This is a genomic window from Methylophaga marina (genome assembly GCF_030296755.1).
GTDB classification, from domain to species: Bacteria; Pseudomonadota; Gammaproteobacteria; order Nitrosococcales; family Methylophagaceae; genus Methylophaga; species Methylophaga marina.
In genome coordinates, this window is sequence record NZ_AP027741.1 from 1,512,431 (window position 1) to 1,527,256 (window position 14,826).

General features: G+C 45.1%; 17 protein-coding genes. 15 read left to right on the forward strand and 2 right to left on the reverse strand.

The annotated features are described in order from the left end of the window. Nucleotides 1-76: 76 nt before the first annotated feature. The 11 genes from QUE24_RS07780 to QUE24_RS07830 all read left to right on the forward strand — a co-directional run bounded on the left by QUE24_RS07780 (nucleotide 77) and on the right by QUE24_RS07830 (nucleotide 9,200). Nucleotides 77-451: an ATP synthase subunit I gene (locus QUE24_RS07780; protein WP_286306024.1), complete on the forward strand. Its 375-nt coding sequence runs from the start codon at nucleotides 77-79 to the stop codon at nucleotides 449-451. A 7-nt stretch (nucleotides 452-458) separates the two neighbouring features. Continuing rightward, nucleotides 459-1,361 carry a F0F1 ATP synthase subunit A gene (gene atpB / locus QUE24_RS07785; RefSeq protein ID WP_286306025.1) on the forward strand — a complete coding sequence of 301 codons (903 nt, stop codon included), beginning with the start codon at nucleotides 459-461 and terminating at the stop codon, nucleotides 1,359-1,361. A 58-nt stretch (nucleotides 1,362-1,419) separates the two neighbouring features. Then, nucleotides 1,420-1,653 carry a F0F1 ATP synthase subunit C gene (gene atpE, locus QUE24_RS07790; RefSeq protein ID WP_007144166.1) on the forward strand — a complete coding sequence of 78 codons (234 nt, stop codon included), beginning with the start codon at nucleotides 1,420-1,422 and terminating at the stop codon, nucleotides 1,651-1,653. Between the two features lie 41 nt (nucleotides 1,654-1,694). After that, the gene (locus QUE24_RS07795) at nucleotides 1,695-2,165 is read left to right on the forward strand and encodes a F0F1 ATP synthase subunit B (protein ID WP_286306026.1); all 471 of its coding nucleotides are present in this window, start codon (nucleotides 1,695-1,697) and stop codon (nucleotides 2,163-2,165) included. A gap of 12 nt (nucleotides 2,166-2,177) precedes the next feature. Continuing rightward, the gene (locus QUE24_RS07800) at nucleotides 2,178-2,711 is read left to right on the forward strand and encodes a F0F1 ATP synthase subunit delta (protein WP_286306027.1); all 534 of its coding nucleotides are present in this window, start codon (nucleotides 2,178-2,180) and stop codon (nucleotides 2,709-2,711) included. 26 nt (nucleotides 2,712-2,737) lie between these two features. Then, nucleotides 2,738-4,279 (forward strand): F0F1 ATP synthase subunit alpha, encoded by a 1,542-nt coding sequence (atpA, locus tag QUE24_RS07805; RefSeq protein ID WP_286306028.1) that lies wholly within the window; start codon nucleotides 2,738-2,740, stop codon nucleotides 4,277-4,279. Nucleotides 4,280-4,293: 14 nt separating this feature from the next. Further along, complete coding sequence (gene atpG, locus QUE24_RS07810; protein ID WP_286306029.1) at nucleotides 4,294-5,160, forward strand: F0F1 ATP synthase subunit gamma; 867 nt, start codon at nucleotides 4,294-4,296, stop codon at nucleotides 5,158-5,160. Between the two features lie 30 nt (nucleotides 5,161-5,190). After that, on the forward strand, nucleotides 5,191-6,567 hold the full coding sequence (gene atpD, locus QUE24_RS07815; RefSeq protein ID WP_286306030.1) for a F0F1 ATP synthase subunit beta: 1,377 nt from the start codon (nucleotides 5,191-5,193) through the stop codon (nucleotides 6,565-6,567). A 17-nt stretch (nucleotides 6,568-6,584) separates the two neighbouring features. Next, nucleotides 6,585-7,013 (forward strand): F0F1 ATP synthase subunit epsilon, encoded by a 429-nt coding sequence (locus QUE24_RS07820; protein WP_286306031.1) that lies wholly within the window; start codon nucleotides 6,585-6,587, stop codon nucleotides 7,011-7,013. Nucleotides 7,014-7,112: 99 nt separating this feature from the next. Beyond that, the gene (glmU, locus tag QUE24_RS07825; RefSeq protein ID WP_286306032.1) at nucleotides 7,113-8,477 is read left to right on the forward strand and encodes a bifunctional UDP-N-acetylglucosamine diphosphorylase/glucosamine-1-phosphate N-acetyltransferase GlmU; all 1,365 of its coding nucleotides are present in this window, start codon (nucleotides 7,113-7,115) and stop codon (nucleotides 8,475-8,477) included. A gap of 18 nt (nucleotides 8,478-8,495) precedes the next feature. Next, nucleotides 8,496-9,200: an HNH endonuclease gene (locus QUE24_RS07830; RefSeq protein WP_286306033.1), complete on the forward strand. Its 705-nt coding sequence runs from the start codon at nucleotides 8,496-8,498 to the stop codon at nucleotides 9,198-9,200. A 532-nt stretch (nucleotides 9,201-9,732) separates the two neighbouring features. Here the strand turns inward: QUE24_RS07830 and QUE24_RS07835 are convergent. Next, nucleotides 9,733-10,059: a DUF1820 family protein gene (locus QUE24_RS07835; RefSeq protein ID WP_286306034.1), complete on the reverse strand. Its 327-nt coding sequence runs from the start codon at nucleotides 10,057-10,059 to the stop codon at nucleotides 9,733-9,735. A gap of 604 nt (nucleotides 10,060-10,663) precedes the next feature. Further along, entirely contained in the window at nucleotides 10,664-11,146 is a 483-nt protein-coding gene (gene bfr, locus QUE24_RS07840) for a bacterioferritin (RefSeq protein WP_286306035.1), read from the reverse strand. A gap of 169 nt (nucleotides 11,147-11,315) precedes the next feature. Here bfr and QUE24_RS07845 point away from each other — a divergent pair, with 169 nt between their 5' ends. The 4 genes from QUE24_RS07845 (at nucleotide 11,316) to QUE24_RS07860 (ending at nucleotide 14,805) form a co-directional block, all read left to right on the forward strand. Then, nucleotides 11,316-12,653 carry a ferredoxin reductase family protein gene (locus tag QUE24_RS07845; RefSeq protein WP_286306036.1) on the forward strand — a complete coding sequence of 446 codons (1,338 nt, stop codon included), beginning with the start codon at nucleotides 11,316-11,318 and terminating at the stop codon, nucleotides 12,651-12,653. 78 nt (nucleotides 12,654-12,731) lie between these two features. Beyond that, nucleotides 12,732-13,685 carry a magnesium/cobalt transporter CorA gene (gene corA, locus QUE24_RS07850; RefSeq protein ID WP_286306037.1) on the forward strand — a complete coding sequence of 318 codons (954 nt, stop codon included), beginning with the start codon at nucleotides 12,732-12,734 and terminating at the stop codon, nucleotides 13,683-13,685. A gap of 186 nt (nucleotides 13,686-13,871) precedes the next feature. Next, nucleotides 13,872-14,249: a PAS domain-containing protein gene (locus QUE24_RS07855; RefSeq protein WP_286306038.1), complete on the forward strand. Its 378-nt coding sequence runs from the start codon at nucleotides 13,872-13,874 to the stop codon at nucleotides 14,247-14,249. A 7-nt stretch (nucleotides 14,250-14,256) separates the two neighbouring features. After that, the gene (locus QUE24_RS07860) at nucleotides 14,257-14,805 is read left to right on the forward strand and encodes a GGDEF domain-containing protein (RefSeq protein ID WP_286306039.1); all 549 of its coding nucleotides are present in this window, start codon (nucleotides 14,257-14,259) and stop codon (nucleotides 14,803-14,805) included. Nucleotides 14,806-14,826 lie beyond the last annotated feature (21 nt).

Consider the following 14,826-nt stretch of genomic DNA (forward strand, 5'->3'; position numbering starts at 1 on the left):
TCGTTGACCCAACTAAGTATACGTCTATATAATGCCCTGATTTGCTTAACGCAAAGACCAAATCCAAGTGGAAAAAATGGAGCAATTAATTAGATTGCAGCCACTCAAACGCGTTGTGTGGTGGCAAGTTGCAATGTGGGGGTTGATTGTAATTTTCGCCTCTTGGTCAAGTGGTTTTGAGAGCGCAATTGCGGCCGGTTTTGGCAGCGTCATTGCAATCATCAATACTCTCTTGATGATATGGCATATTCTGCGAGCAGTGGAGACTGCAAAAGCAGATGCCAATAGAAATTTAAGTAGAGCATACAGATGTGTAGCTGAACGCTGGCTGAATACGATTGTAATGTTTGCCACTGGCATCGTTTTGCTGGAGATGAATATTGTCGCGTTGATGCTTGGTTTTACAGCCACACAGATGATGTTGTTTATGGGACAGACTAACCGGGCTTGAAACCGACATGGCTAGTGAAACAATTACTACATCAGAATATATCAAGCATCACCTTCAGAATCTGACTTTTGGTCAGAAACAAATACAAACTGAGCCTGGGGTTTGGGCTCCAAGCGGCGACTGGGGCTTTGCAACCTCAGCTGAAGAAGCCGCCAAAATGGGATTTTGGGCTATCAACGTCGATACGATGTTTATGTCTCTCCTACTTGGCGCTCTAATGATGTGGTTTTTCCGCAGCGCAGCTAAAAAAGCGTCAGCTGGTATCCCTACCGGCATGCAAAACTTTGCTGAAATGATCATCGACTTCATCGATGACACTGTGAGAGGTTCTTTCTCCGGTGGTAAAAATAATCTTGTTGCACCTCTTGCTCTGACCATCTTTGTCTGGATTTTCCTGATGAACTTAATGGACTTGATACCGGTTGATATCATTCCAATGGCGGTAGCGCAAAGCGCAGCAGCAATGTTCGGTGCAGATCCGCATCATGTGTTCTTCAAAATCGTACCTTCAACTGATCCAAATGCCACACTTGGTATGGCGTTATTAGTCTTTGCCTTAATGCTTTTCTATAGCTTTAAGATTAAGGGTACAGGTGGTTTCCTCGGTGAATTAGCATTCCAACCTTTCGGTAAATGGGCATTGCCAATTAACTTGATTCTGGAAACTGTCACATTACTGTCGAAACCATTCTCATTGGGCTTACGACTCTTCGGCAATATGTACGCCGGTGAGATGGTATTCATCCTGATCGCGACTATGTATAGCGCTGGTCTTGTGATGGGATCTTTTGCTGGTCTGTTACAGATTGGCTGGGCGATTTTCCATATTCTGATTATCACGTTACAGGCATTTATCTTTATGGTGCTGACAACGGTATATCTGGATATGGCACATCAAGAACATCATTGATGTTTATTGGGTTTTTAACTTTTTGTTTTTAGTCTTTACTTTTTTGTAGGAGAAAAAAATGGATATGGGTTTAGTTTATATTGCTGGTGCTTTGATGATCGGCTTGGGCGCACTGGGTGCGGCGATTGGTGTTGGTTTATTAGGTGGTCGTTTCTTAGAAGCTGCTGCTCGTCAACCTGAATTAGTTCCTATGTTACGTACACAATTCTTCTTGGTTGCTGGTCTGGTTGACGCGGTACCAATGATTGCAGTTGGTTTGGCTATGTACGTTCTGTTCGCAGTGGCTGGTTAAGATTTATAAATCCCCATTAGCGATTAATTAGAGGTACAGGCATGAATATCAATGCAACCATCATAGGCCAGATGATCGCCTTTGCGATCTTCATCGCCTTCTGCATGAAGTATGTATGGCCACCTATCATGCAAGCGCTTGAAGAGCGTAAAAAGAAAATTGCTGACGGTCTGGCAGCTGCAGAGCGTGGTAGACATGAGCAGGAATTGGCTGAGAAACGTGCACAACAAGTGATCCACGAAGCAAAAGAGCAAGCGAATGAAATCGTTGCTCAAGCAACAAAACGTGGTAATCAAATTGTGGACGAATCAAAAGACAATGCCCGTGTTGAAGGCGAGCGAATCCTGTCAGCTGCGAAAGCAGAAATTGAGCAGGAAGCAAACCGTGCTCGTGACGAGTTGAAGTCACAAGTTGGCAGTATTGCGCTGGCTGGTGCCGGTAAAATTGTCGGCCGTGAAATTGATGAAAAGGCACACACCGATTTGCTTGACGAATTGGTTAGCCAAATCTAGAGGAATGTTAGGATGGCAGAAGCAATAACCATCGCTCGTCCTTATGCCAACGCGGTATTTTCTATCGCGCAGGAAAAAGGCGAGTTGAAGGCGTGGTCTGACCTGCTTGCGGTTTTAGCACAGTGTGTTTTAGAACCAGAAATGCAATCCATTATCACTAGCCCTGCAGTAAGTGACGAGCAGGCTGTTGATTTGTTGGCAGAGATTGCTGGCGATGCAATGACAGCCGATGCACGCAACTTTCTGTTGTTGTTGGCAGAAAATAACCGTCTGTTACTTTTGACAGACATTACCGTTCTCTTTGAAGCATTACGCGAAGAAGCTGAAAAATTAATGACCGCTGATGTAATTTCAGCACGTCCACTAACGGAAGAGCAATCAGCTAAAATTTCTGCTGCTCTGAAAGCCCGTTTAGGCCGTGACATTACATTAAACATGACCATTGATGAGAGCTTACTTGGCGGTGCAATTATTCGAGCAGGCGATATGGTAATTGACGGTTCTGCCGTGGGTAAACTGAACAGACTGGCCAACGCTATTACATAAGCGGCCCGTTTATAGAGGAAACAGAGATGCAACTGAATTCAGCAGAAATCAGTGACCTGATCAAAAAGCGTATCGAAAGCTTTGAAGGGGCCACTGAAGCGCGTACAGAAGGTACCGTAGTCGGTGTTACCGACGGTATCGTTCGTATTCATGGCTTAGCAGATGTGATGTCAGGGGAAATGCTTGAATTCCCAGGAAACACGTTTGGTATGGCCCTTAACCTTGAGCGTGACTCAGTAGGTGCCGTTATTTTGGGTGCTTACCAACACATTTCAGAAGGCGACAAAGTTAAATGTACTGGTCGTATTCTTGAAGTCCCAACAGGCGAAGCCCTATTAGGTCGTGTTGTTGATTCACTCGGTAAACCAATTGATGGTAAAGGCGACATCAACGCAGAAAGCTCTTCTCCAATTGAGAAAGTAGCGCCTGGCGTTATCGCTCGTCAATCGGTTGATCAACCTATCCAAACTGGTTTGAAATCAGTTGACTCTATGATCCCAGTCGGTCGTGGCCAGCGTGAGCTGATCATCGGTGACCGTCAAACGGGTAAAACAGCGATTGCTATCGACACCATCATCAACCAAAAAGGTACAGGCGTTAAATGTATCTATGTGGCTGTTGGTCAAAAAGCGTCTTCTATTGCTAACGTTGTTCGTAAATTAGAAGAGCATGGTGCATTAGATCACACCATCATCGTTGCGGCTTCTGCATCAGATTCTGCTGCACTGCAATTTATTGCTCCTTATGCAGGTTGCTCGATGGGTGAGTACTTCCGTGATAAGGGTGAAGATGCACTGATCATCTATGATGACTTAACTAAACAAGCATGGGCATACCGTCAGGTATCTCTGTTGTTACGTCGTCCACCTGGTCGTGAAGCGTATCCTGGTGACGTTTTCTACCTTCACTCACGTCTGTTAGAACGTGCTGCTCGTGTTAACGCAGACTACGTTGAAAAAGAAACTAACGGTGCTGTAACTGGTAAAACAGGTTCATTAACCGCATTACCAATCATCGAAACACAAGCGGGTGACGTTTCTGCATTCGTACCAACTAACGTAATTTCGATCACTGACGGTCAGATCTTCCTTGAAACTGACTTATTCAATTCAGGTATCCGTCCTGCGATTAACGCGGGTCTATCGGTATCTCGTGTTGGTGGTGCAGCTCAGACTAAAATCATTAAGAAACTGGGCGGTGGTATTCGTCTAGACTTGGCTCAGTATCGTGAATTGGCAGCGTTCGCTCAGTTTGCTTCTGACCTTGATGAAGCGACACGTGCACAGATTAACCGTGGTCAACGTGTTACTGAACTGATGAAACAGAAACAATATCAACCTCTGTCAGTGGCTGAAATGGCGGTCTCGCTGTTCGCAGCTAACGAAGGTTTCCTGGATGATGTTGAAGTCAATAAAGTGGGCGACTTTGAAGCCGCTTTATTAGCGAATATGCATTCAAACCAAGCTGACTTGATGGCAACTATTAACGAAACCGGTAACTTTAATGACGACATTGCAGCGCAAATGAAAACTGCAATTGAGAGCTTTAAAAAAACTGGTAGCTGGTAATCGGAGCATAAGTCATGGCTAGCGGTAAAGAGATACGGACTCAAATTGGCAGCATCAAAAATACGCAGAAAATTACTTCTGCTATGGAGATGGTTGCAGCGAGTAAAATGCGTAAGGCTCAAGATCGCATGGCAGCGACACGTCCTTATTCAGACAAGATTTACAACGTTATTCAGCATTTAGCTTTTGCACATCCAGAGTACAAACATCCGTACTTACAAGATCGTGAAGAAAGCAAACGTGTTGGCTACATTGTAGTCTCGTCTGATCGCGGACTTTGTGGCGGTCTGAATAACAACCTGTTTAAATCCGTTTTGAAAGATATCAAAACAAAATTGGATGCAGGTTTGGAAGTAGATGTCTGTGCTATCGGCCAGAAAGCGTCTACTTTCTTTAAACGACTGCCCGTCAACCTTGTCAGTCAGAAAGTGCAATTAGGTGATGCGCCACAAGCGCATGAACTGATTGGTACTGTTAAGGTTATGCTGGATGCTTACAACGAAGGTCAGATTGACAGCCTATATTTTGTTTATAACGAGTTCGTGAACACCATGACTCAAGACAACAAAATTGTACGGTTGTTACCGGCCAAGCCTGAGAAGCCGAGCGAAGAGCTTTCCCATCACTGGGATTACATTTACGAACCTGATGCAAAAGATGTACTTGACGACCTGCTCGTTCGTTACATCGAATCATTAGTTTACCAAGGTGTTGTCGAGAATATTGCCTGCGAGCAAGCATCTCGAATGATCGCAATGAAAAATGCGAGCGACAATGCAGGTGATCTTATTGATGACTTGCAATTGGTTTACAACAAAGCTCGACAAGCTGCGATTACGCAAGAGATCTCCGAGATTGTTGCAGGTGCCGCTGCGGTATAACTGATATAGAAGATATTAAGAGGAAGCGAGATGAGCTCTGGAAAGATTGTTCAAATTATCGGCGCGGTCGTCGACGTGGAATTCCCACGTGACAGCCTGCCTAAAGTATATGACGCCCTCATGGTTGATGAAGCTGGCTTAACGCTGGAAGTTCAACAACAATTAGGTGACGGTGTTGTTCGCGCAATTGCCATGGGTACAACTGATGGTCTGAAGCGTGACTTAGCAGTTTCTAACACAGGTAAAGCGATTAGCGTACCGGTTGGTAAACAAACATTAGGTCGTATCATGGACGTCTTAGGTAACCCTATTGACGAAAAAGGCGACATCGGTGAAGAAGCACGTTGGGGTATCCATCGTTCTGCACCGACTTTTGACGAATTAGCAGCAAGTAATGAATTACTTGAAACAGGTATCAAAGTTATCGACCTGGTTTGCCCATTCGCGAAAGGTGGTAAAGTTGGTCTGTTCGGTGGTGCTGGTGTAGGTAAAACCGTTAACATGATGGAACTGATTCGTAACATCGCGATCGAGCATAGCGGTTACTCAGTATTCGCCGGTGTTGGTGAACGTACTCGTGAAGGTAACGACTTCTATCATGAAATGACAGATTCAAACGTTATCGACAAAGTATCACTGGTATATGGTCAGATGAATGAGCCACCTGGTAACCGTCTACGTGTTGCGTTGACTGGTCTGACCATGGCCGAATACTTCCGTGATGAAGGTCGTGACGTACTGTTCTTCGTTGATAACATCTACCGTTACACATTGGCCGGTACTGAGGTATCAGCGCTGTTAGGTCGTATGCCTTCTGCAGTAGGTTACCAACCGACACTGGCTGAAGAAATGGGTGTTCTGCAAGAACGTATCACGTCAACTAAGACAGGTTCTATCACATCTATCCAAGCGGTATACGTACCTGCGGATGACTTGACTGACCCATCACCAGCTACCACCTTCGCTCACTTAGACGCGACAGTTGTATTATCACGTTCAATTGCTGAATTAGGTATCTACCCAGCGATTGACCCGTTAGATTCAACTTCACGTCAGCTTGATCCATTAGTGGTTGGTAACGAGCACTATGAAGTGGCACGTGGCGTTCAAGGTACATTGCAACGTTATAAAGAACTGAAAGACATCATCGCGATCTTGGGTATGGACGAACTGTCAGAAGAAGACAAACTGACTGTATCTCGTGCTCGTAAGATTCAGCGTTTCTTGTCACAACCGTTCTTCGTAGCAGAAGTCTTTACTGGTGCACCTGGTAAATACGTCTCTCTGAAAGACACGATTGCTGGCTTCCAAGGCATTCTGAATGGCGACTACGATTCACTACCAGAACAAGCGTTCTACATGGTAGGTAGCATCGAAGAAGCTGTCGAGAAAGCTAAGAAGTACTAATCCCCTGGGAGGTAAACATGGCTATGACTATCCATGTTGATATCGTAAGCGCAGAGAATCAGATCTTTTCAGGTCTGGCACAAGCTGTCTTTGCATCAGCTGTGTTGGGTGAAGTGGGTATCTACCCACGTCACACTCCTATGCTGACTCGCCTTAAACCAGGTGAAGTTCGTGTCTTGAAAGAGAACGGCGAAGAAGAGCAGTACTACGTTTCTGGCGGCATGCTGGAAGTTCAACCACACGTTGTTACTGTGTTGGCTGACTCGGCATTACGTGCGGCTGACGTTGATGAAGCGGCTGCATTACAAGCGAAAGCGGATGCAGAAAAAGCAATCAACGATGGCTCAGCGAAACGTGACTTTGCAGAAGCTCAGAAAGAACTGGCTGAAGCAATGGCGCAACTGCGTGCAATCGAGCGACTAAGATCGAACAGTAAAGGACGCTAGTCTTTCACTGCAAAAAATAAAAAAGGCTGTCCTCGTGACGGCCTTTTTTTATCTATTGTCTGCTAAACTTAACCCATTATTACCAATACGGAATACCCTATGAGCCTGAGCATTATCATCCTCGCTGCCGGTAAAGGCACTCGCATGAAATCAGCAAAACCTAAAGTCATGCACACACTTGCTAACAAACCTTTACTGCAACACGTGATTGATACCGCTAAACAACTTAATCCCAGTCAACTAGCCGTGGTGTGTGGCAGTGGTGCAGGTGAGGTCATGCCTTATCTTGAACAGCAAGGTATCGATACGGCCATGCAGTTAGAGCAAAAAGGGACTGGCCATGCTGTTGAACAGGCTAAAGCTTTTTATCAGGATAGTGACCAAGTATTAGTGCTATACGGTGATGTACCGCTAATTGAAAACGCAACCCTTGAGGCACTGATTCATGAAGGTGATGCCAGCACACTCAAAATACTGACCACGGTATTGGATGACCCAACAGGCTATGGCCGCATCGTGCGTGATGTGACTGGTCGTATGCTGATGATCACCGAAGAAAAAGACGCCAACGAAGAAACCCGTGAAATCAATGAAGTGAATACCGGCATTATGTGTATTCCAGCTAAATGGTTAAACACAGCCTTATCACAACTTGATAATAATAATGCCCAAGGCGAATATTACCTGACGGATCTGATTGCTAAAGCCGTTGAAGAAGGCATGGAGATAGACTCGATCACCTGTGAAGACGATCAGGAAGTCGCTGGGGTTAATAACCGCGTGCAATTGGCCGAGCTGGAAAGCTACTACCAGCAGAAAAAAGCGACTGAATTAATGATGGCTGGCGTCACTATGCGTGATCCTGCTCGTGTAGATATTCGTGGTGAGCTAACAGTTGGACAAGATATTACCGTCGATGTGAATGTGATTTTTGAGGGTAATAATACGCTGGCAAATGATGTCACCATCGGTGCCAACTGCATCATCATCAATAGCATTATTCATGAAGGTGCTGAAATCCTGCCAAATAGCATCATTGAAAATGCCGAAGTAGGTGCTAACTGTTCGGTAGGTCCTTATGCCCGCTTACGTCCAGGTAGTAATTTAGCTGCCAAAGCCAAAGTGGGTAACTTTGTAGAAGTGAAAAATGCGAATATCGGATTAGGTTCTAAAATCAATCATTTAAGCTATATTGGAGATACCGATATGGGGGCCGATGTGAATATTGGTGCCGGTACCATTACCTGTAACTATGATGGTGCTAATAAGCACCGTACTGTGATTGGTGATCGGGTGTTTGTTGGATCGGATACGCAGTTGGTTGCTCCGGTGAATATTGAGGATGGGGCGACGATTGGGGCTGGGTCTACGATTCGCAAAACCGCGCCGGCTGGTGAGTTAACGTTGACGGTGTCTAAGCAGAAGACGGTTAGTGGGTGGCAGAGGCCGGTGAAGAAAAAGTAAATGGCTTGAAGGGATTTTATGGCTGCTGAAAATGAGATTATTTCTTACTTTGAAATGTGTCGACGGGAAGGCTCTTCACTGCAAAGAGGAATGAACTTTAGGATTCATGGTGGTCACTCTGTATTTCTTATGTCTGTCCAGACTAACGCTCCTTATCAAGATGCGGTTTTGGATGATGGTGCCGTTTTGATTTACGAAGGCCATGACCATTCACGTACACCAGAAGTGCCAATGCCAAAACTAGTCGATCACCCAGAGTTTCTGCCAAGTGGTAATTTGACCGAGAATGGCAAATTTCACAGAGCTGCACAAGCTTTCAAGGCTGGCACTAAAGCGCCTGATTTAATTCGTGTCTATGAAAAATTGCGAAAAGGAATCTGGGGATATAATGGATTATTTCATCTCACAGATTCATGGAGAGAAGATGATGGTAATCGTGAGGTCTTTAAGTTTCGTCTCGAAGCTATAGAAGAACTCCAGGACAGTTCTGCTCCGGTAGACACAGAGTTTAAAGACTCCAAACATCGCAGAATAATTCCCACCCACGTTAAGCTAGAAGTATGGAAGCGAGATGGTGGTAAATGCACCATGTGTGGCTCAACTGATGAATTGCATTTTGATCACATTCTTCCATACTCCAAAGGTGGTACCTCACTGAAGGCTGAAAATATTCAGCTATTGTGTGCAAGTCACAACTTACAGAAGAGCGATAAGATCGAATAAGTCCAATATGGAATTATATTCTTACCTCATACGCTGCCGCTGAGGCGTTCATTTATTTTGTTTGCCCAAAATAAACGAACCAAACAAAAGGGCCCCCGATATTGCCTTATCTCTAAAAATTCACTGTATTTTATGGCGTGGACACCAACTCGCTACGCTCAAACACGTGTCAACTTAATCCATAAAATACAGCGAATTTTTAGCGGCAATAGACGGGACGAAAAGTGATCCCTATTTCCCCGTTTGTGCTGACGAGGAATGACATTTATTCAGGTATGAGGGAGGCTAGTGTCTGAGCGTAGCGAGTTTTAGCCGACCGCCTGAATCAATATTATGACGAGTGGAGCCGCAGGCCAGTACTGTGGGGTGCCCTAGGGTTGTTAGGGAAATGGGCACGCATTTCCCTGACTCGCCATTAAGGCGAAATAATGACTCGGGTAGGTTGGGGAGAGGCACTAAACTCAAGGTACAAGATTCAGGTTGTGTTTGTTGGGTTTCACAGGTTCAACCCAACCTACTTTTTGAAGCAATTCTATTTATTGGTTGGCGTATAAATCGGACTTGGAAAGTGGGTAACTTTGCCATCAAATTCGGTAATCTTGGCTAAACCTTTTTTGGTGACCGAATCAATTCTTAATACTGCATGCATTGGAATATAGGTGCGGGTCACATCAGCGAATTCGTCTTTGAGTTTTTCGTGGCTGGGGTCTAATACCACTGAGGTGTGAGTATCCCAGACAAAATCACCAATTTCGATAAAACCAAATAAGCCGCCCTGGCTGAGTTCGCGGGCGTAGAGTTCGTAACGTTGGCCAGTTTGGATGAATTCGATGCGGTATAAGAGTTCTTGTTTGCTCATGGTTTCTTCGTTTAGCTTTTTGGCTGCTATTTAATGGTGTTAGTGGAAACTGCTTGTTGCAGTTGGTTGAGGATTAAATGGGGGGAGGTGTCGTTTTCAAGCATTTGCTTGGGGCTAGGAGTGAAATCCTATAGATGATTTACTTTTTCACATCAGGCGCTGCCGCTGGGGCGTTCATTTTTTGCTTGGCCAAAAAACGAACCAAAAAAGGCCAGCCCAAGCTTGCCCTGCGGGTTCCCTGTGCTTCTCAATCAATTTGGAACACAATGAAAACTCGCTACGCTCAGACACTCATTGTGTTTTATCGCAAATTAATTTGCGATGCTCGGCAGCGCAAAGGGCGGTTAAACTCTTTCTGCAAAAGGTTATTTTCAAATCCCCCGTTTGTGCTGACGAGTAGCGGAGGTTTATCTGGATCATGATTGGTCAGTGTCTGACCGAAGGGAGTTTTGACCAATCACCAGATAAAGCGAGCAACGCAGTGGAGCCGCAGGCCAGCACGGTGGGGTGCCCTAGGGTTGTTAGGGAAATGGGCAAACATTTCCCTAACTCGCCAACAAGGCGAAATGGTCGAGCTTGGAGAGCGTATCCAGCTTAGCGAGAATTACTCCGCCTCCGCCAATGTCATGGCTTGCATGTAATTTTCCAGTCCCATTTTCTCAATCAGACCAAGTTGTTGTTCTAACCAGTGGGTGTGATCCAGCTCGGTATCTTCCAGCTGTTGTTTGAGCATTGTTCGAGTTTCGTAGTCTTTTTCAGCTTCACACAACGCAATGCCATCACGCAGATTTTTGACGACGGCGTATTCCAAGTCGAGGTCATTTTGTAGCATCTCTTTGACGGTGTGACCAACATGAAGTGGTTCGCGGTGTGTCAGGTCGGGCATGCCTTCCAGAAACAAAATGCGTTTGATCATTTGGTCGGCGTGTTCGGTTTCGTCCTGCATTTCGTGAGCGATGCGATTATAGAGGCGAGTCAGTCCCCAGTCTTCATACATACGTGAGTGAATGAAGTATTGATCCATAGCGGTCAGTTCGCCTGCGAGTAATGTATTGAGAAGTTCAATAACTTTTGGGCTGCCTTTCATATGCTGATCCTGTTTTGTATGTGCTAAAAACACGCTGTTTTTGATGTGCGTTTGTTGTCATTGTAATCAAACTAGTCAGACCATGCAGATCTGATTATGACGTTAACGTTGCCTTAACTTTTGTTGGGTTAAATTAGCCGTAAGAATTCCATCACTTCATTAGAGACTCATGAAAAAGATTAAATATGCCTTGCTCACGGTACTGTTATTGCCCACTGCATTGTGGTTGATGGCCGATAATTTATGGCCCGAACCGTTTACTTACTTTTCGTTTAGGGCTGTATTTGTTCAATACAGTGGTGTCATCGCCATAGCCGTAATGAGTATCGCGATGTTGTTGGCATTGAGACCAAAGATTGTTGAGCCTTTCTTTCATGGTCTGGACAAGATGTACCGTTTGCATAAATGGCTGGGTATCAGTGCGCTGGTGTTTGCGGTATCTCATTGGTGGTTTGCAAAAGGTACAAAATGGATGGTGGGCTGGGGCTGGCTAGTTAAGCCTGAGCGTGGCCCCAGAGGCGCGCAGCCAGAGTTAGGTTTCTGGGAAGGCTTATTTCGTTCACAGCGTGGCTTAGCTGAGACTATTGGTGAGTGGGCTTTTTATGTCGCTGCTTTGTTGATTGTGCTGGCTTTAATTAAACGTTTTCCTTATCGCTTATTTGCTAAGACGCATAATTTATTAGCGATTACTTATCTGCTATTTGTTTTTCATGCAGTGATATTAATGCGATTCGAATATTGGTCTCAGCCTATAGGTTGGTTGATGGCCGTATTACTCCTAGGTGGGACTGTCTCTGCAGTTTTGGTGTTGATGGGGCGAGTGGGTGCTAAGCGTAAAATAAGGGGCCATATTACTGAGCTGGAATATCATTCAGATATGCGAGTGATGGAAGTAACGGTAAAAATGGATAAAGGCTGGCCTGGGCATAATGCCGGACAGTTTGCTTTTGCGATGTCAGATAAAAAAGAGGGTCCTCATCCTTACACCATTGCTTCAGCTTGGAATCCGGACACTCGCTTGATTCGTTTTGTGATTAAAGAGCTGGGTGATCATACGGCACGATTAAAGCAACGTTTGTCAGTGAGTATGCCGGTCACGATGGAAGGTCCCTATGGTGAGTTTAACTTTAACGATGATCAACAGCGACAAATCTGGATCGGTGCGGGGATTGGCATAACACCTTTTATTGCACGTATGAAGCGGCTAGCAGATAAGCCTGACGGTAAAGTGATCGACTTCTTTCATCCTACTATGCAGATCAATGATGTGCTTAAACAAAAGCTATCTGCAGACGTAGCTGCTTCAAAGGTCAACTTACATTTAACCATTGATGAAAAAGATGGCCTACTGGATGCTGAGCGTATTCGTGCTACCGTGCCTGATTGGCGTATTGCCAGCATCTGGTTTTGTGGACCACCGGCATGGGGTGAGGCTATCCGTAAAGACTTTATCAAGCATGGTTTCCGACCAGAGCAGTTTCACCAGGAGTTATTCAAACTGCGATAGATAAGTCATCGGCATTCCGCATGCATTACGTTACAATGCTCCTCTCGCCCGCCTTAATACAAGCAATGAGGAGTATGCATGCTTCGTCTGTACAAAATCGCACAAGGTCTGATCAAAGAAATCCCTGTGGAAGGAGATATTTCAGCTTCCCAGCTACGAGAGGCTGATTGGATTGATGCGCTTGAACCGGACGATGATGAACGGGCTTTGCTTGGCACTTTGTTTAGTGATGAAGTGCCCGATGTGGATGATGTGGAAGAAATCGAGGCCTCAGCTCGTTGCTTTACCGACCAGGACGGTCTGCATGTGCATTCATTATTTCTGGGGTATTCAGAAGGGCGACATCACACGGTTTCTGTTGCCTTCATCCTGCAAGAAGATCGCTTGGTGGCGATTCGTGATGGTGAGTTGAGTGACTTCCGTTTGCTGCGTATGCGTGCCCGCCGTGGGCAAATCAGCTGCAAAACACCACGTGAGTTACTCATCACCTTGATGGAACAAAAGGTCGAAAACCATGCGGATAATCTGGAAGATATCCATCGTGAACTGGAACGAGTCAGCCATTTAGTTTTGGAAGATGAAGCGGCTGATTTGGAAGACTGCATCAGCCAACTGGCCAGACTGGAAGACAGTAACGGAAAGATTCGTCTGTGTTTGATGGATACGCAGCGTGATATTTCCTTTCTGCTCAGAAATCTACGTGAGGCGACTGAGTCACGTGAAACTTTATATGAGATCCTGCGAGATCTGGAAACGTTGATGTCTCACACCACCTTCCTGTTCGATAAAATCAACTTCCTGATGGACTCGACACAGGGCTTTATCAATATTCAACAAGCCCAGATCATTAAAACCTTCTCGATTGCCGCCGTCGTGTTTTTACCACCCACATTGGTGGCGAGTATTTACGGTATGAACTTCCACGTCATGCCAGAGCTGGATTGGGAATTCGGCTACCCTATGGCAATCGGTTTAATGGTAGCTGCCGGTATGGCGCCTTATTTCTACTTTAAACGCAAAGGTTGGTTGTAATTGAATCCAAGCTGAGCAGCCAATTATGACTATCTCTATAGCGTGTTGTTGGTTGAGATAATCTAGGTTAATTACTCAGCCCAGTTAATAGGTTATGGTCTAGCTGTTTAACGCATTCACCATTATCTTGTGACGTTCACTGCCACAATGATGATGTCTATCAGTTCCACATCCTAGGGCAGCGACTTGATTGATTCTTACGATTTTCTTAAGGAAATCCTTAACTCACTTACCGAACATATTGTCGTCATTAATAACCAGGGCGAGATTGTTTTTGTCAACCAAAGTTGGTGTACTTTCGCCAGCGATAATGAATCGACGATAGAAGACTGGTGTGGCATTAATTACATCAAGGAGTGTGAAAAAGCTGCCAGTATGGGGGATGAAATCGGTGAGGCTGTTGGAGTCGGTATTAAAGACGTTATCGCTGATAGACAACACTCCTTTTATTACGAATATCCCTGTCACAGTCCTGAAGAACAGCGTTGGTTTATGATGAGAGTCTTGCCGCTTGATGTGAAAGTGGGGGGCTCACTTCATAGTAAGTCACCAGAATATCACTGAACGTAAGGTGGCTGAGGAGCGTGTACGAGAGCTGTCCCGTATTGATGGATTAACGCAAATTGCCAATAGACGCCATTTTGATGTCTTTCTCAAACGAGAGTGGCGACGCTGTCATCGTCTGACATTGCCTTTTTCCATGGCTGTTTTGGATATTGATCACTTTAAACTTTTAAATGATACGTATGGACATCAGGTGGGGGATGAAGCCTTAGTTCAAGTCGCTCGCGTATTGAAGAATTTTGTAAAAAGACCCAGTGATTTGTGTGCTCGTTATGGTGGTGAAGAGTTTGCTTTGATTTGGGGTGGGTTGGTGGCTTTAGAAGCAGAAGCTATGGCGAACGAGCTACTTGAGCGAGTGGAAAAGCTTGCTATCCCCAATAAAAACGCACCGACAAAACCCATATTAACTTGCAGTATTGGTGTGGTGACTGTCTATCCTGAGTCCAATGATGAAATGTGGATTTTCGGTGAAGCAGATGACTTGCTGTATCAAGCGAAAGAGCAAGGCCGGAATCGTGTTATAGGAGTTGACGTTACTATGAATAAGGCTAAATGAACTTGTATGGCGAGCATTCGA

What these genes read in the sequence shown, in the direction of transcription:
- QUE24_RS07780 (WP_286306024.1), top strand. Translation starts at nt 77, where the DNA reads ATGGAGCAATTAATTAGATTGCAGCCACTCAAACGCGTTGTGTGGTGG.
- atpB (WP_286306025.1), top strand. Translation starts at nt 459, where the DNA reads ATGGCTAGTGAAACAATTACTACATCAGAATATATCAAGCATCACCTT.
- atpE (WP_007144166.1), top strand. Translation starts at nt 1,420, where the DNA reads ATGGATATGGGTTTAGTTTATATTGCTGGTGCTTTGATGATCGGCTTG.
- QUE24_RS07795 (WP_286306026.1), top strand. Translation starts at nt 1,695, where the DNA reads ATGAATATCAATGCAACCATCATAGGCCAGATGATCGCCTTTGCGATC.
- QUE24_RS07800 (WP_286306027.1), top strand. Translation starts at nt 2,178, where the DNA reads ATGGCAGAAGCAATAACCATCGCTCGTCCTTATGCCAACGCGGTATTT.
- atpA (WP_286306028.1), top strand. Translation starts at nt 2,738, where the DNA reads ATGCAACTGAATTCAGCAGAAATCAGTGACCTGATCAAAAAGCGTATC.
- atpG (WP_286306029.1), top strand. Translation starts at nt 4,294, where the DNA reads ATGGCTAGCGGTAAAGAGATACGGACTCAAATTGGCAGCATCAAAAAT.
- atpD (WP_286306030.1), top strand. Translation starts at nt 5,191, where the DNA reads ATGAGCTCTGGAAAGATTGTTCAAATTATCGGCGCGGTCGTCGACGTG.
- QUE24_RS07820 (WP_286306031.1), top strand. Translation starts at nt 6,585, where the DNA reads ATGGCTATGACTATCCATGTTGATATCGTAAGCGCAGAGAATCAGATC.
- glmU (WP_286306032.1), top strand. Translation starts at nt 7,113, where the DNA reads ATGAGCCTGAGCATTATCATCCTCGCTGCCGGTAAAGGCACTCGCATG.
- QUE24_RS07830 (WP_286306033.1), top strand. Translation starts at nt 8,496, where the DNA reads ATGGCTGCTGAAAATGAGATTATTTCTTACTTTGAAATGTGTCGACGG.
- QUE24_RS07835 (WP_286306034.1), bottom strand. Translation starts at nt 10,059, where the DNA reads ATGAGCAAACAAGAACTCTTATACCGCATCGAATTCATCCAAACTGGC.
- bfr (WP_286306035.1), bottom strand. Translation starts at nt 11,146, where the DNA reads ATGAAAGGCAGCCCAAAAGTTATTGAACTTCTCAATACATTACTCGCA.
- QUE24_RS07845 (WP_286306036.1), top strand. Translation starts at nt 11,316, where the DNA reads ATGAAAAAGATTAAATATGCCTTGCTCACGGTACTGTTATTGCCCACT.
- corA (WP_286306037.1), top strand. Translation starts at nt 12,732, where the DNA reads ATGCTTCGTCTGTACAAAATCGCACAAGGTCTGATCAAAGAAATCCCT.